Source organism: Aeromonas sobria (assembly GCF_006243315.1).
GTDB classification, from domain to species: Bacteria; Pseudomonadota; Gammaproteobacteria; order Enterobacterales; family Aeromonadaceae; genus Aeromonas; species Aeromonas sobria_A.
The window spans coordinates 26,801-47,100 of the sequence record NZ_NKWE01000061.1 but is presented as its reverse complement, the minus strand read 5'-3'; the positions used below and the strand labels follow the sequence as shown (position 1 = coordinate 47,100).

At 60.9% G+C, this 20,300-nt stretch carries 18 protein-coding genes and 1 pseudogene; 5 read left to right on the top strand and 14 right to left on the bottom strand.

The genetic code is table 11. The features are described 5' to 3' along the window. Positions 1-150: 150 nt before the first annotated feature. From CF137_RS19060 to CF137_RS19020, 9 genes are all read right to left on the bottom strand, one after another. Positions 151-762, bottom strand: coding sequence for a hypothetical protein (locus CF137_RS19060; protein ID WP_139720977.1), 612 nt, complete (start codon positions 760-762; stop codon positions 151-153). Continuing rightward, complete coding sequence (locus tag CF137_RS19055) at positions 759-2,120, bottom strand: MATE family efflux transporter (RefSeq protein ID WP_101321540.1); 1,362 nt, start codon at positions 2,118-2,120, stop codon at positions 759-761. Before CF137_RS19055 ends, CF137_RS19060 begins: the two co-directional genes overlap by 4 nt. A gap of 107 nt (positions 2,121-2,227) precedes the next feature. Further along, the gene (locus tag CF137_RS19050; RefSeq protein ID WP_139720973.1) at positions 2,228-4,051 is read right to left on the bottom strand and encodes a SulP family inorganic anion transporter; all 1,824 of its coding nucleotides are present in this window, start codon (positions 4,049-4,051) and stop codon (positions 2,228-2,230) included. Between the two features lie 71 nt (positions 4,052-4,122). Further along, positions 4,123-4,713 (bottom strand): nucleotidyltransferase family protein, encoded by a 591-nt coding sequence (locus CF137_RS19045; protein ID WP_139720971.1) that lies wholly within the window; start codon positions 4,711-4,713, stop codon positions 4,123-4,125. Then, positions 4,700-4,960, bottom strand: coding sequence for a GNAT family N-acetyltransferase (locus CF137_RS19040; protein WP_139720969.1), 261 nt, complete (start codon positions 4,958-4,960; stop codon positions 4,700-4,702). Before CF137_RS19040 ends, CF137_RS19045 begins: the two co-directional genes overlap by 14 nt. 194 nt (positions 4,961-5,154) lie before the next feature. After that, complete coding sequence (locus tag CF137_RS19035) at positions 5,155-6,339, bottom strand: iron-containing alcohol dehydrogenase (RefSeq protein WP_139720967.1); 1,185 nt, start codon at positions 6,337-6,339, stop codon at positions 5,155-5,157. A gap of 18 nt (positions 6,340-6,357) precedes the next feature. Further along, the gene (locus CF137_RS19030) at positions 6,358-6,876 is read right to left on the bottom strand and encodes a hypothetical protein (protein ID WP_139720965.1); all 519 of its coding nucleotides are present in this window, start codon (positions 6,874-6,876) and stop codon (positions 6,358-6,360) included. Further along, a complete protein-coding gene (locus CF137_RS19025; protein WP_414731114.1) occupies positions 6,857-7,486 on the bottom strand; it encodes a TetR/AcrR family transcriptional regulator in 630 nt (209 codons plus the stop codon). The genes CF137_RS19030 and CF137_RS19025 overlap by 20 nt, the downstream gene beginning before the upstream one ends. 14 nt (positions 7,487-7,500) lie before the next feature. Next, positions 7,501-8,946: a coniferyl aldehyde dehydrogenase gene (locus CF137_RS19020; RefSeq protein ID WP_139720963.1), complete on the bottom strand. Its 1,446-nt coding sequence runs from the start codon at positions 8,944-8,946 to the stop codon at positions 7,501-7,503. Positions 8,947-9,158: 212 nt separating this feature from the next. Here CF137_RS19020 and CF137_RS19015 point away from each other — a divergent pair, with 212 nt between their 5' ends. From CF137_RS19015 to CF137_RS19005, 3 genes are all read left to right on the top strand, one after another. After that, positions 9,159-9,452: a hypothetical protein gene (locus CF137_RS19015; RefSeq protein WP_042021387.1), complete on the top strand. Its 294-nt coding sequence runs from the start codon at positions 9,159-9,161 to the stop codon at positions 9,450-9,452. 219 nt (positions 9,453-9,671) lie between these two features. After that, positions 9,672-10,640 carry a nucleoside hydrolase gene (locus CF137_RS19010; protein ID WP_101321530.1) on the top strand — a complete coding sequence of 323 codons (969 nt, stop codon included), beginning with the start codon at positions 9,672-9,674 and terminating at the stop codon, positions 10,638-10,640. A gap of 105 nt (positions 10,641-10,745) precedes the next feature. Continuing rightward, positions 10,746-11,081, top strand: coding sequence for a DUF3634 family protein (locus tag CF137_RS19005; RefSeq protein WP_162515986.1), 336 nt, complete (start codon positions 10,746-10,748; stop codon positions 11,079-11,081). 88 nt (positions 11,082-11,169) lie between these two features. Here the strand turns inward: CF137_RS19005 and CF137_RS19000 are convergent, their stop codons facing one another. Both CF137_RS19000 and CF137_RS18995 read right to left on the bottom strand, forming a co-directional pair. After that, complete coding sequence (locus tag CF137_RS19000) at positions 11,170-12,375, bottom strand: c-type cytochrome (protein WP_139720961.1); 1,206 nt, start codon at positions 12,373-12,375, stop codon at positions 11,170-11,172. After that, positions 12,372-14,297: an NAD(P)-binding protein gene (locus tag CF137_RS18995; RefSeq protein WP_139720958.1), complete on the bottom strand. Its 1,926-nt coding sequence runs from the start codon at positions 14,295-14,297 to the stop codon at positions 12,372-12,374. Before CF137_RS18995 ends, CF137_RS19000 begins: the two co-directional genes overlap by 4 nt. Before the next feature lie 368 nt (positions 14,298-14,665). Between CF137_RS18995 and CF137_RS18990 the strand changes: the two genes are divergently transcribed. Beyond that, positions 14,666-15,040 (top strand): DUF805 domain-containing protein, encoded by a 375-nt coding sequence (locus CF137_RS18990; RefSeq protein WP_139720955.1) that lies wholly within the window; start codon positions 14,666-14,668, stop codon positions 15,038-15,040. Between the two features lie 71 nt (positions 15,041-15,111). Here CF137_RS18990 and CF137_RS18985 read toward each other — a convergent pair whose 3' ends face one another. The 3 genes from CF137_RS18985 to CF137_RS18975 form a co-directional block, all read right to left on the bottom strand. Continuing rightward, positions 15,112-16,215, bottom strand: coding sequence for a YdcF family protein (locus tag CF137_RS18985; protein WP_139720953.1), 1,104 nt, complete (start codon positions 16,213-16,215; stop codon positions 15,112-15,114). A 301-nt stretch (positions 16,216-16,516) separates the two neighbouring features. Continuing rightward, positions 16,517-17,269, bottom strand: a complete 753-nt coding sequence (locus CF137_RS18980) for a DNA/RNA non-specific endonuclease (protein WP_139720951.1) — start codon at positions 17,267-17,269, stop codon at positions 16,517-16,519. A gap of 235 nt (positions 17,270-17,504) precedes the next feature. Then, the gene (locus CF137_RS18975) at positions 17,505-19,397 is read right to left on the bottom strand and encodes a PTS fructose transporter subunit EIIC (RefSeq protein WP_139720949.1); all 1,893 of its coding nucleotides are present in this window, start codon (positions 19,395-19,397) and stop codon (positions 17,505-17,507) included. Between the two features lie 644 nt (positions 19,398-20,041). Between CF137_RS18975 and CF137_RS18965 the strand changes: the two are divergent. Continuing rightward, positions 20,042-20,188, top strand: a pseudogene (locus CF137_RS18965) (IS30 family transposase); the annotation flags it as partial. Positions 20,189-20,300: the final 112 nt, after the last annotated feature.

The following is a 20,300-nucleotide window of genomic DNA, read 5'->3' as shown; positions in this document are numbered from 1 at the left end:
CGGTTGAGTGAGGGGCATGTTAGAACCTGGATGGGGCGATGACAGGTTCAGATCACGCAAGGGGGACAAAGTAAAAAAATCCCCGAGCAATGCTTGGGGATTTCTGTATAAGAGTCAGCCCTATGGCCCTTTGTCTGGGTGCTGGCGACGTTACTCTTTCTCTTCGTCCGCCTGCTCTTTTTTCTTTTTCTTCTCGGGCAGCGGCTTGCCATCGCGGTGGATCACCTTGCCCGCTTCAAAGCCAATCTGGGCGGCCAGCTCTTCCAGATCTGCCGACTTGGCCTGATCCCCGATGGCGTAGCGATAGTTGGCGATGGTCAGCTTGTCGGCCACCGGGGTGCCCGGGACGATAGGCTCACGCCAGCCCTGACCGATGTGGGCCACAAGGGTGCCGTTCATCAGCAGCTCGCCGACGATCTCCTGGGCCGGGTTGCCCTTGCCGTAGGTGAGACCCTGTGGGTGCTTCTTGCCGACCAGCGGCTCGTTGCTGGCGGGCATCAGCTTGGTGCGGATCAGCCACTTGGGCTTCTTGGTGTTGCCCACCGCCTTGCCGGTCTGGTACTCGTTGATCTTGATGGTCTTGATCATCTGGGCCATGAAGTCCTTGGTCAGCGCCTTCTGGGCGTCGCTGGTTTCATCGATGGTGATGGGGGCCACATACCAGGTCTGGGTGGCTTGAGCCTTGGGTGCGGCAGGGGCCGTTTGCGCCATGGCCAGGGGGCTGAGCAGGATGGCAGCCAGCAAGAGTCCTATCTTCTTCATTGTGATTCCGCTTTTGTTTCAACAAGAATTTTGTTTTGCCAGCGACGACTGCGCCAGCGCCAGAACATGGCCAGACCGCGCACCCACTCGTCGCAGGCCAGCGCCAGCCAGATACCGACCAGTCCATAGCCCTGCATGATACCGAGGAAATAGGAGAGTGGCACGGCAATTCCCCACATGGAGAGCAACGCCATGTAGAGGGGGAAACGGGCATCCCCGGTGGCCCGCAGGGCGTTGATCACCACCAGATTGAAGGTGCGTCCGGGTTCGAGGATGAGGCTGATGAGAAACAGCTGCGCCACCTGGGTGATGATGTCCGCATCATCGGTAAACAGACTGATGATGGTGCGGCCGTTGAGCGCTGCCGCGATGGCGATCACTGTGGTGACGATGAGGCCCAGCTTCAGGCTCTTCATCAGCTGTTTGTAGGCCTGTTCGAAACGCCGGGCCCCCGCCAGATGGCCGATGATGATCTCGTTGCCAAGGCCGATGGAGAGGCCAAACAGCAGGATAAACAGGCAGATCTGGAAGAAGTAGGACTGGGTCGCCAGCGCCTTGTCACCCAGCAGTCCGACAAAGGCGGTCACCACCATGAACTGCAGCATCCAGGAGAGGTTCTCCCCCGCCGCCGGCAGGCCGATATGGAGCACCTTGCCCAGCATCTCCCGGTTGGGGTGGACGATATCACGTACTACCAGTCGAATGCCGGTCTTGCGGGCCACCAGCCATACCAGCAGTACCACGCCCACCAGTCGGCCAGCGACCGTGCTGATGGCAACGCCAGCGACTCCGAGCTGGGGCAGGCCGAACCAGCCGTAGAGCAGCAGCAGGTTGCCGACGAAGGTGATGAGGTTGACGATGAGCGTCACATACATCGCCTGCCGGGTGTGGCCGTGGGCGCGCAGGGTCGCGGCCAGACAGAGGGCTGCCGCTTCAGGCAACAGGCAGAGACCGATGATCTGTAAGTAAAGCGTGGCGTCGCTCATCAGGTGGGCGGGCAGGTTCATCAGCGCCAGCATGGTACTGGCCCCCGCCATCACGCCGATGGCGGCTACCAGACCGATCAGCAGGTTGAACCCGATGGCGGTGTGGATCACCACCCGGCTCTTCTCCCGATCGCCCGCCCCCAGATACTGGGTGATCACCACGCTAGTACCTATGCTGACGAAACTGAACAGGGTGATGGCGAGATCGAACACCTGATTGCCGACCGCCAGCGCGGCTACCCCCTGATAGGAGACGTGACCCACCATGAAGGTGTTGAGGGCGCCGGTCAGAAAGTGCAGGGCGAGATCGATAAAGAGCGGCCAGGTCAGCGCAAAGAGCGTGCCCGGGCCTGCGTGGGATTGAGATTGCATGGCGTGTCCAACAGCTGTACGGGCACGGGGAAGTGCCCTCTGGGGGCGCATTTAACACCAAGGCCGAGGCCGGTGCAATCCTTGTGCAGGATTGCCCGGCCAGGGGATCAGGCAGGAGTTGCGCCTGCCTCCTGTTCGCTTGGCAGGGTGAGGCGCGCCGAGTCGGGCAGGGCATCATCCTGTGGCCAATTTGCGCGGATAGCATCTGTGGTGCTCTCCACTACTGCATCATCCTTGAACACCGGCTCGCGATAGCAGCGGGTCAGGCGCAGCGCCTGATACATATCGGGGCAGAGGATAATCCCCTCGTCGCCCACCCGCACGCCCGCCTGTTTGAGCCAGTGGGTCATCTGGCCGTGGCGGCCCGCCATCACCATGTGGATGCCACGCCGTTTCAGATCCTTGTGCAGCTCCCCCACCATGCTCATCACGCTGATGTCCTGATGGGTGAAGCAGGCCACCGCATCGATCACCAGACACTTGGGATTGCGGGGATCCTGCACCAGCAGGGCCAGTACCCGCCGCTTGAAGTAGGGGGCGTTGAAGTAGGTCAGCGGCGAGTTGAAGCGATAGACCAGAATGCCCGGGATCGCCTTGGCCTGTTCGTTGTCCCCCAGAGTGCGCACAACTCCCTCGTCATCCATGCCGAGCAGCTGATCGGTAGGGCGCATCACATTGCGCAGGAACTGGAACAGCCCCAGCAATACCGCAAGGGTGATCCCCGGGATCACCCCCATGGTGAGCACGCTGATAAAGGTGATTAGCGCCAGCCAGAAGGCGGAGCGATCCGAGTGGCGCAGGGCCCAGAGGCCGCGAAAATCGGTGAGCGACAGGGACGCCATCACCAGCACCACCCCGAGGGCGGCGGTGGGAATATATTTGAGCGGCGCCGTCAGATAGAAGGTGATGAGGGCGATCACCGCTGCGGCTATGATGGAGACCAGCTGGCTCTTGCCGCCGTTGGCGTCGTTGACCGCAGTGCGCGAATCCGCCCCGCTGATGGCAAAGCCCTGGGAGATGGCGGAGGCGAGGTTGGCCATGCCGAGGGCCCGAAACTCCTTGTCCGCATCTATCTCGTAACCGTTTTTGGCGGCAAAGCTGCGGGCGGTCAGCATCATGGAGACGAAGCTCACCATGGCGAGGTTAAGGGCTGGCAGCACCAGTTCCCGCATCAGGCCGGGAGGAAATTCCGGCATCTGGAACGCGGGCAGGCCGGAACCGACCGCCCCCAGGGTGGCGATATCAAACTGGCCGAGATTGAACCCCCACACCAGCGTAGCGGTCACCACCATGGCCACCATGGAGGAGGGCCATGCCGGTTTGTAGCGCTTGGCCAGCAGCAGGGTGAGCAGGGCCACCAGACTCATGGCCAGGGTCGGCAGATGGGTCTGGGTGATATAGCTGGCGCCGCTGGCGATCCGCTCGATGAGGTAACGCTCGCTAAAGGTGAAGCCGAAGATCTTGGAGAGCTGGCCCACCATGATGGTGATGGCTACCCCGTTGAGCAGCCCCATCAGGATCGGGCGGGAGAGGAAGTCCGCCAGCACCCCCAGCTTGAAGCGGCTGGCAATCAGGCACCAGAAGCCGGTCATGGCGGTCATGGTCATCACCAGTTGCCAGTGGCGGGTCGGGTCACCGGCAGCTAGCGGCGTCACCACAGCGGCAATGACCGCGCAGGTGGCAGCATCGGGGCCGACAATCAGCTGGCGGGAGGTGCCAAACAGGGCGTAGACCAGCATGGGCAGGATGCAGGAGTAGAGACCGACGATGGCCCCCACCCCAGCAAGCTCGGCGTAGGCTATGGCAACGGGCAGCGCCACGGCCGCCACCGAGAGTCCGGCGCGAAGGTCTGGCATCAACCAGGCGCGCTGGTATTGCAGCAGGGCAGCGAGGCCCGGTAGCCAGCGTTCGAGAGAGAAGAAGTCGCGCATTATTTAACCCATTGAGTTACAACCAGCTTTTCCCCTAGTGTGCCCAAGGTTATCGAAAGATTGCAATCAGGTTATGGCCAGTTTACCTGAAGGTCAGGCCAGATAGTCTGCCAGCGTTTCTCCTTGATGCGCTGGGTGAAAATCTGTTTGTCCTGGCGACATCTGGGGTTGGCACTGACTTGCAGCGACCAGTTGATGGCAAAGCCGTAGGGGGCGAGCCACTCGAACTCGCCATCTTGGCTCAGGCGCACGCCGATGCAGGTGGGCACTTCGACCCAGTGGCTCAGCGCCTCCAGACTGCTGGCAAACGGCGCGACAAGCTGCCGCGTGTGCATGCGGGCCTGATTGCGCACCTCCCACTGCTGACCCGGCAGCCGTTTTACCAGCCAGGCTTCATGCTCTACCTCGGCAAGCCCTTTCGGGTCGCTGTTATCGAGATAGATAAGGTCGATATCGTTGAGCGGGGTGGGCACCGCCTTGTGGTGCAGGTGATCCCAGATGAGGTTGCGGATAAAGCCGGCACCCAGCGCCCAGTCTGGCAGATTGAGCTCGGTGGCGGCTTGCAGGCAGGCCATCCGCTGCGGATCGGCCCGCAGCAGGGCTTCGGTTTTGGCTTGGAATTGCTGTTCTAGGGCGGTGTTTAGAGGTTCAGTTGTTGGCATTGCGGCGTAACCAGACATCAATGTAACGGCAGCTCGGCACTATAGTGAGCCCCTCCGCCTGAGTCCAGTTGAAGAAGGCGCGCGCCAGCTGATCGGCAATCCCCTGCACCCGCAACTCGGGCGGCACGAAGGTGCTGTAGGCGTCGATGGTCTTGGCATCGAGCCGCCGGTAGCGCAGTCTCGACTCTTTCCCCTCCATCATACAGATGAACTGCTGCTGGTTGGCCTGATGAATGATCTCGCTCATGGTGGGCACCTCTGGCATGAAGATAAGTCTGTTGGCACAAGATAACGGTTAGCCAAGGTATAGAACAGATAATGAGAGCCCGTGGCCAATATCATCCGGTTTGGCATTGGTTTATCCGGTTTGCGGGAGGGTTGCTATCGCGATGCTGATTGAAAGTGCCCGACTGACAGCCGGGCACAGGTTAAGTGCCGGGATCAGGCCCAGGCCCGCTCCAGTAGGGTAAGTAACTGCTCACGGTCGGCATCTTTGCGATTGAACAACATGGCGCCGTCGTTGATCGCCAGATCGCGGATCTCCCCCAGCAGCGAGCGATCGCTCACCCCCGCTTCGCTCATGGTGCGCGGCAGCTTGACCGCTTGCCACAAGGTATCGCGCAGGGTGCGGATGGCTGTGATGGTCGCCTCCGCTCGCTGGTGGGCCGGGGTGGCAGCAAAGCGTTCCGCTCCCACCAGCGGCAACAGCAGCCGGGCCAACTCGTTATCCACCTCGGGGCGGTTATAGTCGAGCACGGTGGGCAGAAAGAGGTTCATGCACAGCCCGTGGGGCAGATGGCAGCGGGCCCCCAGACTGTGGCCGAGGGCGTGCACCAGCCCCACCATGGAGTTGGAGAAGGCCATGCCGGCCAGGGTGGACCCTTCCGCCAGCTGCAGCCGCAGCTGTTTGTTCTGCGGATCGGTGAGAATTTGCGGCAGGGCATTCGCGATCTTCTCCACCGCCATCAGGGCCAGTGCATCGCTCACCGGGTTCTTGGCGGTGCCGAGAAAGGCCTCGATGGCGTGGGTCATGGCATCCATGGCGGTAGCGGCGGTGATATTGAGCGGCAGCCCCTGAGTCAGGCGCGGGTCGAGCACCGCCAGCTGGGGTAGCAGGAAGGGGGAGGTAAAGGGCACCTTGCGGCCGCTCGCTTCATCCTTGATCACGGCAACCAATGTCACTTCTGATCCGGTGCCCGCCGTGGTGGGCACCACTGCCAGCGGCTTGAGAGCATGAGTCAGGCAGCCTGCGCCCGAGTAGTCGAGCAGATGCTCGCCCCCCATGGATGCCAGAATATTGACCGCTTTGGCGGTGTCGATGACCGAGCCGCCCCCCAGTGCCACCAGGCTGTCGCAGGCAAGCTCGCGGTAGCGCTTGGCGATCCGCTCCACCACGGCGGTGGAGGAGTCGGCCGGGATCTCGTCCCAGATGGCGGCGACCGGCAGCTCCCCCTCGGCCAGCACATTGGCTAGCAGAGTAGCAAGACCTGTGGCATTGACCCCCTTGTCGGTCAGCAGCAGCGGGCGGCGTGCCCCGAGGCCGGCCAGTTCACTGGCCAACTGCTCCAGCGCCTGTTCACCGGCCAACAGTTTGACCGGGCAGAAAAAATCGTAGTAGCGGCTCATTTAAAGGCTCCTTGCGCGTTAGCCGGTCACCAGACCCAGATAGATGTTGCATGCCCGACCGAGTTTGTTGGTCGGGGCGGGATAGTCACGCAGCAAAGTGCGCGCGATAAAGGCGGGCAGGATCAGCGCTTGCAACTGTTCCAGCCCCCGCACCAGATGCATGGCGACGGTTAAGTCCCCCTCCACCAGCAGCCGGTTTTCACTGAATGCCTGATTGACCCCGAGCCGAAAACTGAGGGTGCGAAAAGCGATATTGGGATGCTTGAAGCACACCCGCAGCGGATGGAGGGTGGCATGGGGGGTGACCGGTGCACCGGGATACCAGCGGCCACCCTGCTTGTGCATATTCATGGCGTAAGGGATACCGCAGACTTCAAGGCGGATTGCCTGCCCGTCTTGCAGCGGCGCCAGCTCCCGTCGTACCGCCTCGTCGGTGCGGGCGGCGCGGCAGAGGGTGCGACCCACCACCCACAGCAGGGTGGTGATCCAGAGGCGGCGGCCAAGGGCGGCCGCAGATTCAAACATCCTTGTTTGCATAGGGATTGGCTCCTGAGATGGCTGACCAGAACAGGGCGAACGCACTGGCTTGCCAGTAGGCATCCTGCCCAAGGTGGGGTTGATCGACAAACAGTGAGGCACAGGCAAGAAATTGCCCCTGACACACTTCCAGCAGTAGTGGTGCGGGGGCGTTCATCAGCTCGCCGCTGGCCTGCCCCTTTGCCAGCAGGGCGGGCAGGAAACGCAAAGCCTCGTGCAAGATCTGGCTGCGAGCCGGTCTGGCCAGCAGCGGGGAGTGAAAGAAACCCAACACAAATTTGAGCTCGTTGGGGTGGGCCTGCATCCACCCCATCGCCAGTTGCCAATAGTGGCGGGTCTGGTCGTACAGCGGCAGGGCCGGATCTGCTTCATGGATGGCGGCCCCCATCCGGGTTTTCACATCCTGATAGAGCTGGAGGATCAGTGCCTCTTTGCTGGGGAAGTGATGGAACAGGGTGCCATTGGCGACCCCAGCCGCCTTGGCGATCCGGGCCGTGGCCGCCCCCTGCAGGCCATCTTCGGCACAGAGGGCGAGGGCGGCATCGAGGATCTGGCGACGCTTGTCGGTCATCGGCGGTGACAGCGGTTTCTGCTGTGCGGGCTGACTCATGGCATGGTTCTCCATCAGCGCAGGAAAAAGGCCATCATCAGCTTCTGGATCCAGCCTTTGTAGGGCGGGTGGATCAGCGAGCCGGTGGTGAACTTGCCCCGGGTCAGCACGGTTTTCGCCTTGGAGAAGGTGAGAAACCCCTCGTGGCCGTGGTAGTGGCCCATGCCGGAGGCGCCGATACCGCCAAACGGCACATCATCGGCAGCCACCTGAAACAGACTTTCGTTGATCGCCATGCCGCCGGAGTGGGTCTCCCGGGTTACCTGTGCCTGCAGCTCGGAGTCGAAACTCATCAGATAGAGCGCCAGCGGGCGGGGCCGCTCGGTCACATAAGTGAGCGCCTCTTCGAGGGTGTCGTAGGGAATGAGCGGCAACAGCGGGCCGAAGATCTCCTGCTGCATCACCTGGCAGCGCTCGGGTACTCCAGTGAGCAGGTGCGGGATCAGCAGGCGGCGCTGATCGTCACGGGCCGGGCTGGCACAGGGGTGGATCTGGGCCCCTGCCTGCTCCGCCTCCTCCAGCCAGCTGACGAGGCGCTGATACTGACGGTCGTTGATGATGGCGCCGTAGTCGGTACTGGCGAGCCCTTGCGGGTAGAGCTTGCTGAAGTGGCTGCGATAGGCGGCGATAAAGTTATCTACCTCGCTGCGGGGCAGCAGCACATAGTCGGGTGCGACGCAGATCTGCCCGGCGTTAAGGCTCTTGCCGAAGATCATTCGCTCGACCGCGGTGGCCACCGGCATGTCGGGGGCGATGAGACAGGGGCTCTTGCCACCTAACTCCAGGGTGAGCGGGGTCAGCTGGGGCGCGGCGGCCGCCATCACCAGCTTGCCCACCATGGTGGAGCCGGTAAAGAGCAGATGATCGAACGGGAGCGAACTGAACGCGGCCGCCATCTGGGCATCCCCCTCGATGATGGCGATTTCGTGTTCGTCAAACACGCTGGTGAGCAGGCTTCGCAATACGGTGTTGGTGTGGGGCGTGAACTCGGAGAGCTTCAGCATCGCCCGGTTGCCCGCCGCGATGGCGGTGATAAGGGGGCCGAGGCTCAGCATCACCGGGAAATTCCACGGCACTATGATGCCGACCACCCCCAGCGGCTGGAAGTGTACTTCTACTTTGGCGGGGGCCAGCAGCAGACCCGCATGACGGCGGTGAGGCTGCATCCAGCGCTTGAGCCGTTTTTGGGTGTAGTTGATCTGCATGATGCAGGGCAGTACATCGGCGATCAGGCTGTCGTATTCACTGCGCTGGCCATAGTCCTCGGCCAGGGCCTTGCACAGCGGCCCCTTGTTGGCGAGCAGCGCCTGTTTGAGCTTGTTCAGTTGTGCTTTTCGCTCGGCCAGTGTCGGCATGGGGTGGGCCAGACTCGCCCGCTTTAGCCGAGCCAGATGGTCCGGTAAGGATAATTTGATGGCGAGGATATCCTCTGGATTGTGTTGACGCTGCGCCGCACCCATGTCGTTCTCCGCATGAAAAGTAACCGACTGATTAGTCGGTCTGAATTTAGCGCTTTGTTGCAAGAATGTAAAGCTGGCAAGCTGTTTCCCGCTCACCGCGAGGAGGACGCAAGGGAGAACTGTGTGCCCCACCACATTTTTGTGGTTTGCTCATTGGTGACTTATCCAATAAGGGGTAGGTTTTGGTTATTAACCGACAAGGAGAGATCATGATGACCAGGGAACTGAACAGCTTGTTGACCCGGCTTGACGATGTGGTTGAGCGGATGCCGGATTGCTTCAACACCTATGAATTTGCCCAGAAGCTGGCACTGCAATATCAGCCGGAGTTTTTTGCTGCCGGTCACTCTCTGGCCGAGCACGAGGGCAAGGTGCTGCGGGTGCTGCACCAGAAGATCGCCGAGGCGCTGGCGGGCAGCGAGGTGGTAATTGAAGGAGCGCTGCTGCCCTGCGTTACCCCCTGGGGGGAGAAGGCGACCTCACCGCGCTGGCATCGCAAGCACTGAGGGCGCAGTCAGGCAGAGCCGTGCCAGATAGCAGATAACGAACAATCCTATGGCGCGGCGCTGGCAACAGGGCCGCGCCGTTTTTTGTGCTGATTGTCGCCAGAGCCCCCTCGCAGCCGGGAGCAAAGGCCCGGTCTGTGATCCCATGCCGGGATACGAGGCCGTCAGCCGGGTAGACTCTCCCCTTTGTCGCAGGGTTTGTCACCGTAGGAATTTCTCATGACCCATAAAATTATTCTCGATACCGACCCGGGTATCGACGATGCCATGGCCATCCTGTTTGCCGAGGCCCACCCCGCTATCGAGCTGCTCGCCATCACCACCGTTTTTGGCAACGCCACCATCGACAATGGCACCCACAACGCCCTCTGGCTCAAGCAGAAATATGGCATGAAGGCGGATGTGGCCAAGGGAGCGGCTGCGCCGTTGCTGCGCGAACCGGTCGGCCCCACCACCATAGTCCACGGCCCGAGCGGCTTTGGCGACATAGAGGCGGGTGAGGTCACTATCGCGCCGGATCCCCGCCCCGCCTGGCAATACATGGTCGAGGCTGTGAAAGCCGCGCCGGGAGAGATCACCATAGTCACTATCGGCCCGCTCACCAATCTGGCGCTGGCGCTGCAACAGGCGCCCGAGATTGTTTCGCTGGTAAAACAGGTAGTGGTGATGGGGGGCGCCTTTGGCGTCAACGGCCATCGCGGCAATGTCACCCCCTATGCCGAGGCCAATATTCACGATGATCCCGACGCCGCCGACCGGGTCTTTACCGCCGACTGGCCGGTGGTGATCATCGGGCTGGATGTGACCCAGCAGAGCTTCTTCAGCAGCGCCTATCTGGATGATCTCAAGGATAAGGCGGGGGAGCCGGGCCGCTTCCTGTGGGATGTCAGTCGTTTCTACCTGCGTTTTTACTCGGAGCGCATCGGTCTGGATGGCTGCCATGTGCACGATCCCTCCGCCATCGCTTATGTGATCGATCCGGCCCTCTTTACCCTGCGCGAGGGGCCGGTGCGGGTCATCAACGAGGGGCCTGCCATCGGCCATACTCTGCAAAAATTCGATGGCAAGTCCCACCCCCACGATGGTTGGGCCGACTATCGTGCCCAGCAGGTCGGGGTGGCGGTGCGGGATCAGGCGCTGCTGGCGCTCTATCGCGATACGTTAGTGGCATGGGGCAAGGATTGCTGAGGGTGACCTTGTATCGCGCTGACGCGGGGGCTGTGATCGGCGCCAAACAATCGGGGCGCACCGCCGCTTATACTGCTTGATATCAAGACCTTGGGAGGGATGGAGATGGCCTGGATTTCCTTGATAGTGGCGATTGCGCTGATCTGGTGGTTGATGAAGCTGGGACGTGGCGCCCTGTTCGAGATCCGCCTTGCCCCCGGCAAGGTGGTGGTCAAGCAGGGCAAGGTGTCACCCGCTTTTATTGAGCATGCCAAGCAGATCCTGCGCCACGATACGGTACGCGGTCGCATTGTGGGGCAGCGCGATGGCGATGGTGTAAAGCTGATCTTCTCCCGCTCCATCCCCGAGCCGGTGGCTCAGCGTTTTCGCAATATCTTCCCCTATGGCGATTACCGCCAGCCGGCGGCGCCGCTGCCGAGTCCCAAATCCCGCAAGGGATAAGTACCAGAGCAAGGTTCATCAATAGCAAACGGGCCTCCAGTGGAGGCCCGTTTTTTATGGCACTTGGCCAAGAGAGAGCTGACAGCCCTTACTCCTTGCCGTGCAGCTCGCGCTGGGCCTTGACAACCGCCGCCTTGACGGCGGTGCCTTCATTGCCCCAGGAGGCGCGCAGGGTGTTGACCAGCTCGGCGAGCCGCTCGTCATCCATGGTCCAGCCATAGCCCGGCATATGGTAGCCAAGATGGCCACGGGTGACCGGGGTTTCGGCACCGTGCAGCAGCACGTTGATCAGGCTCGACGGATCGCCCGCCAGCACGGTGCGGTTGTTCACCAGCGAGGGGATGACGTGGTCATTGCCCTGGCCGTTGACCCCGTGACAGGTGGAGCAGTACATGGCGTAGTCCGCCTTGCCGCTGGCACTGGCATAGGCGCGGGCCCCTTTCTCCGCGACCGGCTCATCTTTCAGATCGGTGAGGTAGGTGGCGATGCTGGCCAGATCGGCGTCGCTGAAATACTGGCTGCTGTGAGTGATCACTTCCCCCATGGGGCCCGCGACCGCTTCATGTTGGCTGCGGCCGGTTTTCAGCAGGTCGATCAGCGCCTGCTTGCTGTAACGGCTGCCGCGAATATCGGGGGCATACCAGCCATCGAGGGCGGCACCGCTCAGGTAGACGGGATCCGCCTCGGTCAGCGCTTTCTCCTGCATGCCAAGCCCGCGCGGGGTGTGGCAGCTGCCGCAGTGACCGGCACCCTGCACCAGATAGGCGCCGCGGTTCCACTCTTCGCTCTTGCCTGCCATCGGGGTGAAGCGGCTGTCATCGTGGTAGAGCCAGTTCCAGCCCATCAGCGGCCAGCGCATGTTGAGCGGCCAGGGGATGTCGCTCTCCTGGTTGGCGATGGCCAGCGGCTGCACCTCCTTCATCAGATGGTGATAGAGATCTTCGAGATCCTTATCGCTCATCTTGGCGTAGGCGGTGTAGGGCATGGCCGGATAGAGCTGATGGCCATCGCGAGCCACCCCTTCGCGCATAACCTTGATGAACTCCGGCAGGCTGTAGTTGCCGATGCCATGGGTCTTGTCGGGGGTGATGTTGGTGGCAAACACGGTGCCGATGGGGGTCGGAAACCCTTTGCCGCCCGCCAGCGGCTTGCTGGTCTCGCTGGTGTGACAGGCGGCGCAATCGCCGAGCTTGGCCACGTATTCACCCGCCGACATGGCGGGGGCTGCGTGAGCGGCCAGGGCGGGCAGAGCCAGCAGCAGGGCGCTGGCCGTCAGTGACAGGGCGCGGCTCATTGGGCACCTCCCTTGCGGATGGCCACCAGCTCGTTGACGGCGCGCCACGCTTCGTCGATGGCGGCGTGGGCGTAGGGGCTCCAGCCTGCATCCGAGTTGGCGATGGTGATGTTGCCGATTGGCTGGCGACCCAGTTCAATCCATTTTTCGCACTGCGCTTCGTCATCAAACAGGGTATTGGTGACATAGGAGTAGCCGTGAGACCAGCGGTTGACCGTGATGGCGAGGATATCCTGCTCATGGTTGAAACCGGCGCTGCCCAGCATCCCCTGCAGCTGTTCGCGGATCATCTGCTCGTGCTGCTCGAACGGCATGCCGAGGATCATGGCGCGCCCCTTGCGGGACTGCTCGCGGGCCGAGAGGCCGCTGCCCGGCAGGGTCGGCACATAGACCATGTGCAGGCACATCGGTTGATCCGGGCTCTTGGGATGCTCGTAGCCACCCAGGTTGACCGGATAGTCGAGCTTGACCCGGCTGTAGGGGGCTGCGGGGGAGTAGACCTCGTGCACCCCCAGCTTGACGAAGGCTTGCCAGTTCTTGATCACCACCTTGGTGTAGACCAGTGGCGCCTTGGCATTCTGGCGCAGCGCCTCCTTCTGGGGCTCCGGCATCTCGGGCACCATGTAGGGGATCATCATGTTGTAGCCCGCCATGACGGACTGCTTGGCCCGTACCCGATGCAGTTTCCCCTCCTTGATGTAGGTGACATCCACCGCCAGCTTGCCATCGGCGAGGCGCACGTTTTTGGCCTGCAGCGCCGTGCTGCCAAGGCGCAGCTGTACCTTGTGCTCAGGCAGATCGAGCTTGCTGTAGTCAAACTTGGCCAGCACCACATCCTGCATGGTGTGACCCGGCGCCACTTGCGGGATCAGCTTGCGCACCATCAGGCGGGTGAGACCGGCGTTGCCATCCGGGAAGTGGAAGATGTAGGGGTCGTCCAGCTCCGCCTGCTCCTCGGCATCGAGGGGCGTCAGATTGAGGCCATCGAAACCCGGCAAGGCGCACAGACGCGCATCGGCGCAGGCGGTGGCGTCGATGCCGACTGCCTGAAAGTCGTTGGTGCGCTGCTGGAAGTAGGTGATCGCCCGCTCGCTGAGGCCCACTTTATCGCGCAGGAAGCTGGTGTAGCTGTTGCGGGTCACCCACTCGTCCTGCTGCTCGCGGGTCATGCCGCTCAGGTAGTCGATCTTCGCTTCGTGCAACGCCAGCAGGGCGGCCTTGTCGGCATCATCGAGGGGGAAGTCACCGATAAACTCTGCCAGCGGGCGGCCGTTCAGCCGATCGCGGGGGATGTCGTCCGCCACGTTGTGGCCCGGATCGCCGTTCACTACCTTGTTGACGCCAAAGTGCTTCTCGTCGAAATAGACGCCGCGGCTGAGCCCCAGATCCGGATAGAAGGTCTGCTGGAACCCTTTGGCCAGCTCGTCGATGTTGACTTCCAACGCCTTGAGCAGGCCGAGCGCCACCGGGCTGTAGACCGAGCGCGGCGATTGCAGGGATTCGCTGCCGCCATAACCCAGTCGCAGGCCGTCGGGGGTGGTGAACTCGTTGCGCTTGGCGTGGCCGCCAAAGTCGTCGTGGTTGTCGAGCAGCAGGATCTTTTTATCCGCGCCGAGCAATTGCTGATAGAAGCAGGCAGCGGCCAGACCGCTGATCCCGGCGCCGACGATCACCAGATCAACCTCTCCCTCGAGGGGAATATTGGCGAAATCATACTGCTTGCCGTCACGGGCGATGCTGTGGGCCGGTTCGAAAGAGCCCGGGTGGTTGCCACGCAGGCCGGTCAGGGCGGGCGGGTAGGCCAGGGTTTTATCCGCCAGCGCGCTGCCACCTTCGGCAGCCTTGAGCAGATTGATGGGGGCGATGCCTGCCGCAATGGTGATGGCAACGCCATTGAGAAAATCTCTGCGTGTAATACTCATGGCAATCCCTGTGTTAGGAGAAGTAATGAATAAGTGGATTCATTATGGGAGGGAGACACAGATCCTGTTCAGGATTGGGCGCAGAATCTACCGTTATCCTCACGCTGAGTCCATACGATTGCTAATGGATTATTAAGCACCATTTTCCTGCTTGTGACGAGAGTGATGCGCTGATGGGGATGATTTGCCCTGTTGCAGGGGCGCAGATCTTCCGGCTTGGGTCGGTCAATGATTGCCGAAGCTGATTAGTTTGGGAGGCGTTCGGGCATCCCTGTCGACTCGGGGGAGTGATCGCGCTAAGATCTTAACTACTTGTTTTATCGACTCTCTTTTTTACTCACTGGCGTGATAGCCACTCTGGAGGCGCAATGAACTGGTATATCTCGGTCCTCAAGCAATATGCGGTATTCAACGGGCGGGCTCGCCGCACCGAATACTGGATGTTCGTGCTGTGCAACGTCATCGTCATGCTGCTGCTCGGCATGGTGGACAAGCTGATTGGCGGCGACAAGGAGCTGATCAGCTCGATCTATTCGCTGGCGGTGCTGCTGCCATCGTTGGCGGTGGCGGCCCGTCGCCTGCACGACACCGACCGCAGCGCTTGGTGGCTGCTGCTCGGGCTCATCCCTATTATCGGCACCATGGTGCTCATCTACTTTATGGTTTGCAACGGCCAGCAGGGGCCAAACCGCTTCGGCGACGATCCCAAAGCAGCCCCCTCGCAGGGCTTTATGGTCAGTTAAGGGGAGCGGCCGGGCCAATAAAAAGAGAGGGAGGCATCATGCCTCCCTCTCTTTTGCATTTTGATGGTCGATCAACGCTCCAGCAGCGGGGCGGAGCGGTAGCTCCACATGCCGTAGGTGCGCAGGGCGTCGCGGTAGATGCCGAGCAGCTCGCTTTCGCTCGGGGTGGCCAGCTCCTCGAGGGGCTTGTCGGGGTAGCTGACGCTCGCCACCTTGATGTTGGCCGGACCAATCTGGTCGCAGGCTACTTCCAGCACCGTCTGGCCCCGGCGTACATGGCTGGCAGAGCTCACCAGCACCGCATAGTCAATTTGGTGGCGGGCGAGGGCATAGGCGCTGTAGAGGGCGTTATCCACCGTGCTGGTGGCGTAGTTCTCTTCAATCAGCCGGCTGCGGTCGATGCCGTGGTTGGCCAGCCAGTCTGCCATCAGCTTGCCCTCGGTCTGACGGTTCTGCGGCACGCCGCCAGTCAGGATGAGCAGCGCCTCCGGGTCAGCCTTGGCCAGTGCCAGCGTGGTTTGCAGACGGCCCAGCAGGATCTTGTCCATGCTGCCGTCGGGATTGAGGGCGTAGCCCAGAGTGACGATGGCGCGCTTGCCCTCCTTGGTGGCTTTGAGCTGATCCCCGGTCAGTTCGGTCTGCAGCGGGGCGGCGGTGATCCGCTGCACCCGGGCGATGATCTCCTCCAGATCGGCGGCGCGGCCGCTGTTGCGATCCGCCACTTTCGCCAGATAGCTGCGGGAGGCCTCCTTGTTGCCCTTCACCAGTTGCCAGATGGCGAGATAGCTGTTGATGTCGAGATCATCGGGGGCGACGGCTTGTGCCTGCTCCAGCAAGGTGATGGCGCGGCTCAGGTTGCCGTTGTAGATCTGGGCGTTGGCCGCCGAGATCAGCAGGTCGGTGCGGTAGGGCTCGAGCTGGTAGGCGGCCAGCAGCCGCTCGGTCACCAGCTCCATATTGCTCGGCATCTTGGCGGTAAAACCGGCGTGGGAGATCTTGGCTGGCGACTTGTAGATCTGCAGCGCGTCGCCGAGCAGCATATCCACCGTCTGGCGTTTGCTGACCAGGGTATTGAGATCGCGCTCCATCTGCATCGAGCTCTCGGCCGCCTGCAGGGCGAGGGGAGAGAGCGCCAGCAGGCCACCGAGGGTCAGGGCAAGAAGGGTCTGTTTCATCGAAGGATTCCTCTGTCGGGCTGAATCGCGCCGTGATGTACCGGCTTGCGGGCCGATGGGATAAGGCAAAAGTGCGTCAATTCAGTCTGTTAGTGCCAAAGAGGGGGCAATATACCAGCTAACGGCGCGGCAAACTGTGAGTCGGGGCGGGTCGTCGGGTGATGCCACACCTGTGGCCGCAAAAATGGCCGCAAAGGGTCAGCAGCCATCTGAAAGGGACAGGGGGAGCGTGACTCCCCCTCCCTCTGTTGCGATGCAAGACAGATGGCGTCTCAATCCATCTGTTGGCGAGTGTTCGCGCTCAGTTCCACATCGGGGAGACGCGGGCTTCCAGCGTCTCTTGCTGCTCTTCGGGCATATCGCTGAAGAAGTTGAGCTGGGTCTGCTCTTCCACCTGACGCACCGAGACCCGGTAGTCGGCGATCTGGCTGATGGGCACCTCTTCCTGCGGCATGATAAAGGCGATGGCCTGCAGTTTGGCCGGGTCCATCACGATCTTGTAGTAGGCGCTCGGGATTGCCACACCCTGACCGATGGACTCTTCAGAGCCGGTAAAAATGGGGCCGGTGATCACCTGCACATCCTTGCGGGAGACCGCCCACTTGTTCACCTTGTCTTCCAGTACGCGCCACGCCTTCTGGTTGAGTACCCCGATCTGCGGCGTCATGTTGCTCAGCAGGAAGCTCTCTTTCATGGTGTTCTTGTTCGATTTCATGTCCCCCGCCGGGGCCTGATGGCCACGGTCATAACCCGAACCCTTGTAGTCGGAGAGGGTGGCGCGGTAGGCAACCGGGATCTCCCTGTCCTCGGCGAAGGCATCCTTGCGTGGCACTGTGCCCTGTGCGCTCTGGGCAGTCATTCGGTAGGAGACCCAGTCCGCCACCTTGTAGTCGTAGTTGTAGCCGACCGCATACCCTTCACGGCAGAGCTTCTGATCCGATTCGGAGGGGAGGCCGAAGCGCACGTGCTCGCCGCACGCCCAGTGGGCGGCCAGCAAGGGGGTGGCAGTGAGGGTGAGGGTAACAGCCAGAACCAATTTATTGATTTTTATCATTTTTGTGATGCTCCAGTTTAGTAGGCGGAGCCATTTGACATGAGATCTGACCAGCGCTTCAATTGCTGTTTTTTTACACGTTACCGTTCTGTGACGGCTCGCCAAGATCCGTGATGTGACTGGTTAATATGTTTTAAATCAGTAGTTTGGTCGGTGGGATGATATGCGGTTGCGCGGCAGGCAATGAAAAGGGGCCCGTGATGGGCCCCTTGTGATCGGTGGAGTCTGACTGCTATCAGGCGGCGTTTGCCTTGTTGCCCAGGGTACGGGCCAGCAGACCTTCCGGATTGTGAATCGCCTCTTTGGTCTTCACATCGATGACTTCGATATCGGTGAAGCGTTCGCGGTATTTGATCGCCACATCGTGAGCGAAGATAACGTAGCGAGCGTTGGCGACATCCTTGGCGGTGATGCGGTTGATGATGCCGTTGGCGCCCTGGGTCTCGACCTTGATCTTGATCCCCTGCTTGGCTGCGGCCTTCTGCAGGCTCTTGGCGGCCAGGAAGGTGTGGGCCACACCGGACGGGCAGGCGGTGATGGCCAGTACGTCTGCTTCACCTTCGGCTTCGATGATTTCGAAGCTGGTTTGGGTGGTGGTCACGTCATCTTCTTCGCTCACCGGCTTCTTCAGCAGGTTGACGATAACGGCGGTGGTCAGGGCGCCGAGTACGGTACCCAGGATGTAACCCATCTTGCCTTCTACCACCGGCAGTACAATCCAGCCACCCCAAGGGGCGTGGTTGATACTGTGCATCATGAAACCGGTGATGTTGCCGACGATACCACCAGCGACGATGGCCGGGATAACACGCATGGGGTCAGCAGCGGCGAACGGGATGGCACCTTCACTGATACCGATCATGCCCATGATGGCGGCCGCTTTACCGGATTCACGCTCTTCTTTCTTGTAACGCTTCGGAGACATGAAGGTGGCCAGTGCCATGCCCAGCGGCGGCACACAGATGGCGATACCGACACCGCCCATCAGCCAGGGCTGGGTGTTGACCTGAGTCTGGGCAAACAGGGTAGCAACCTTGTTGACCGGGCCGCCCATATCGAAGGCAGTCATACCACCCAGAATGGCACCCAGCATCACTTTACCTGAGCCCGCCATGCTGGAGAGCCAGTGGTTCATCCCTTCCATCATGGCGGCGATCGGGGCACCGATCCCCCACATCACGATGCCACACACCAGGAAGGTGCCGACCAGTGGATAGATGAAGATGGAACCGAGCGAAGTCATGGAGTCAGGCAACTTGATCCGCTTGAGCTGATTGACCACAAAACCGGCGATAAAGCCCACCAGAATGGCGCCGAGGAAACCGGTTTGATAGTGCTGAACGGCAATCCAGGATCCGATCATGCCCGGGGCCAGGCCCGGTTTGTCAGCCAGCGAGTAGGCGATATAGCCACCCAGCACGGCGGTAAACAGAGTCAGACCGGCGATACCCATGGTAGCCATGTCTTTGAGGAAGCCCGCTTCCGGCACGGCGCCCTTGCCGCTCATCATCACCGACAAGGAAAGCAGTACACCGCCCGCCACGATGAAGGGGATCATGTGGGAGGTACCAAACAGCAGGTGCTGCTTCATGGTATTGAGGCGATCCTTGAAGGTGCGCTCTTGGGGTTCAACCGGTGCAGTGGCAGCCGGTTTGGCGGCAGGGGCAGGCTTTGCCACTTTCGGGCCTTGTTTGAGCAGGGTCAGCGCTTGCTCAACGGTGGTGGCCGCTTTCATCTGCTCGATAAAACCGGGTTCCAGCAGACGGGTAGAGAGCTCGGCCAGCACTTCGATGTGGTGGTTGGCGCCGCCATCCGGGGAGGCGATCATGAAGATCAGCTGGGTCGGCTTGCCATCTTCGGCGCCGTACTCGATACCTTGGCGGCTGACACCGATGGCAATGGCAGGGCGGCTGACGGCCTTGCTCTTGGCATGGGGCAGGGCGACACCTTGCTCAAAGCCGGTGCAGTCCAGCTGCTCGCGGGCCCAGACATCTTTGACGAACTGCTGTTGATCAGACACGGCGCCATCGCGCGCCAGCATCTGTGCCATCTCGTCGAACAGGGCCTCCTTGCTGGTGGCCTTCAACTCCAGGCAGATGAGTCTGCCGTTGGTCATGGTGGGTAACATCTCACTCTCCTTTCCCGTCAGGGCTAAGTCATGCGTTGCGAATTGGGCTCATTATTGCCCTCACAGGTAGGGTTGGACAGGCGATGAATGTAGCAATAACTGGATTTTTGTTGCATCGTGCTGCCGGTGTGATCCAGCTCGCAAAGTGTTGAGTAGTGACTCAATAGTTGTTTTTGTTTAATTCATGGCAGGATGTGACAGCGATCAAGGTATGGCGGAAAAACCCTTGCAACGAGCTTTCAGGCCATTTTTTGCGGTTTATTGGCCGATTTAAGGCGGTTTTTAGAAAAACCAGTTTTATTGCTGCGCTGCCGTTCCCCACTGGAAAATAAAACGGCCCAGCGCTGATTGGATTTTATCAATCCATCTGGCGTGGGCCGTCGGGTATCACAAAGTGACATTTGCTGGCTGTGTGCTGAATGTCACTTCAATGCTATGGCTCGTTACTTTTGTGGCGGGGTATCGCTCATCACAAAGTGGAGGTTGCCACCGGGTACAAACTCTTTGTGTTCGAAGAAGAGACCATCCTTGAGCGGTTTGCCATTGATGGTTGCCGGCCACCTTGGCGATCCGGGCTATGGCCCAGTCGTAGAAGGCGTTTTCCAGACCGTAGGAGATCGTGAGTGGGTGTCGGCAGCGCTGGAGCGCAGGTGTGGTTTGCCCACACTTATTGCTTATGGGGGCGAGGACAGAATTGGAGCAGTCATGGTCTGCTGTGGCAATATGTGCCCAAGGGGAGTGATTTGAGTTTGGTGACCGTGGAGGCGCTATCAGCGTTTCAGCACAGACTGAGAGAGTGAACGGTATGTTAACTGACAGTCTGATATTAATCATTATAAGTCAACGTGTTACTCTTTGGCGTTGGGTTTAATGACCAACTTTGTGAGCCATACCTGCACCCAT

Bases quoted from the DNA above. Each gene is read 5' to 3' on its own strand.
- CF137_RS19060 (WP_139720977.1), bottom strand. From the start codon at position 762: ATGAAGAAGATAGGACTCTTGCTGGCTGCCATCCTGCTCAGCCCCCTG.
- CF137_RS19055 (WP_101321540.1), bottom strand. From the start codon at position 2,120: ATGCAATCTCAATCCCACGCAGGCCCGGGCACGCTCTTTGCGCTGACC.
- CF137_RS19050 (WP_139720973.1), bottom strand. From the start codon at position 4,051: ATGCGCGACTTCTTCTCTCTCGAACGCTGGCTACCGGGCCTCGCTGCC.
- CF137_RS19045 (WP_139720971.1), bottom strand. From the start codon at position 4,713: ATGCCAACAACTGAACCTCTAAACACCGCCCTAGAACAGCAATTCCAA.
- CF137_RS19040 (WP_139720969.1), bottom strand. From the start codon at position 4,960: ATGAGCGAGATCATTCATCAGGCCAACCAGCAGCAGTTCATCTGTATG.
- CF137_RS19035 (WP_139720967.1), bottom strand. From the start codon at position 6,339: ATGAGCCGCTACTACGATTTTTTCTGCCCGGTCAAACTGTTGGCCGGT.
- CF137_RS19030 (WP_139720965.1), bottom strand. From the start codon at position 6,876: ATGCAAACAAGGATGTTTGAATCTGCGGCCGCCCTTGGCCGCCGCCTC.
- CF137_RS19025 (WP_414731114.1), bottom strand. From the start codon at position 7,486: ATGAGTCAGCCCGCACAGCAGAAACCGCTGTCACCGCCGATGACCGAC.
- CF137_RS19020 (WP_139720963.1), bottom strand. From the start codon at position 8,946: ATGGGTGCGGCGCAGCGTCAACACAATCCAGAGGATATCCTCGCCATC.
- CF137_RS19015 (WP_042021387.1), top strand. From the start codon at position 9,159: ATGACCAGGGAACTGAACAGCTTGTTGACCCGGCTTGACGATGTGGTT.
- CF137_RS19010 (WP_101321530.1), top strand. From the start codon at position 9,672: ATGACCCATAAAATTATTCTCGATACCGACCCGGGTATCGACGATGCC.
- CF137_RS19005 (WP_162515986.1), top strand. From the start codon at position 10,746: ATGGCCTGGATTTCCTTGATAGTGGCGATTGCGCTGATCTGGTGGTTG.
- CF137_RS19000 (WP_139720961.1), bottom strand. From the start codon at position 12,375: ATGAGCCGCGCCCTGTCACTGACGGCCAGCGCCCTGCTGCTGGCTCTG.
- CF137_RS18995 (WP_139720958.1), bottom strand. From the start codon at position 14,297: ATGAGTATTACACGCAGAGATTTTCTCAATGGCGTTGCCATCACCATT.
- CF137_RS18990 (WP_139720955.1), top strand. From the start codon at position 14,666: ATGAACTGGTATATCTCGGTCCTCAAGCAATATGCGGTATTCAACGGG.
- CF137_RS18985 (WP_139720953.1), bottom strand. From the start codon at position 16,215: ATGAAACAGACCCTTCTTGCCCTGACCCTCGGTGGCCTGCTGGCGCTC.
- CF137_RS18980 (WP_139720951.1), bottom strand. From the start codon at position 17,269: ATGATAAAAATCAATAAATTGGTTCTGGCTGTTACCCTCACCCTCACT.
- CF137_RS18975 (WP_139720949.1), bottom strand. From the start codon at position 19,397: ATGTTACCCACCATGACCAACGGCAGACTCATCTGCCTGGAGTTGAAG.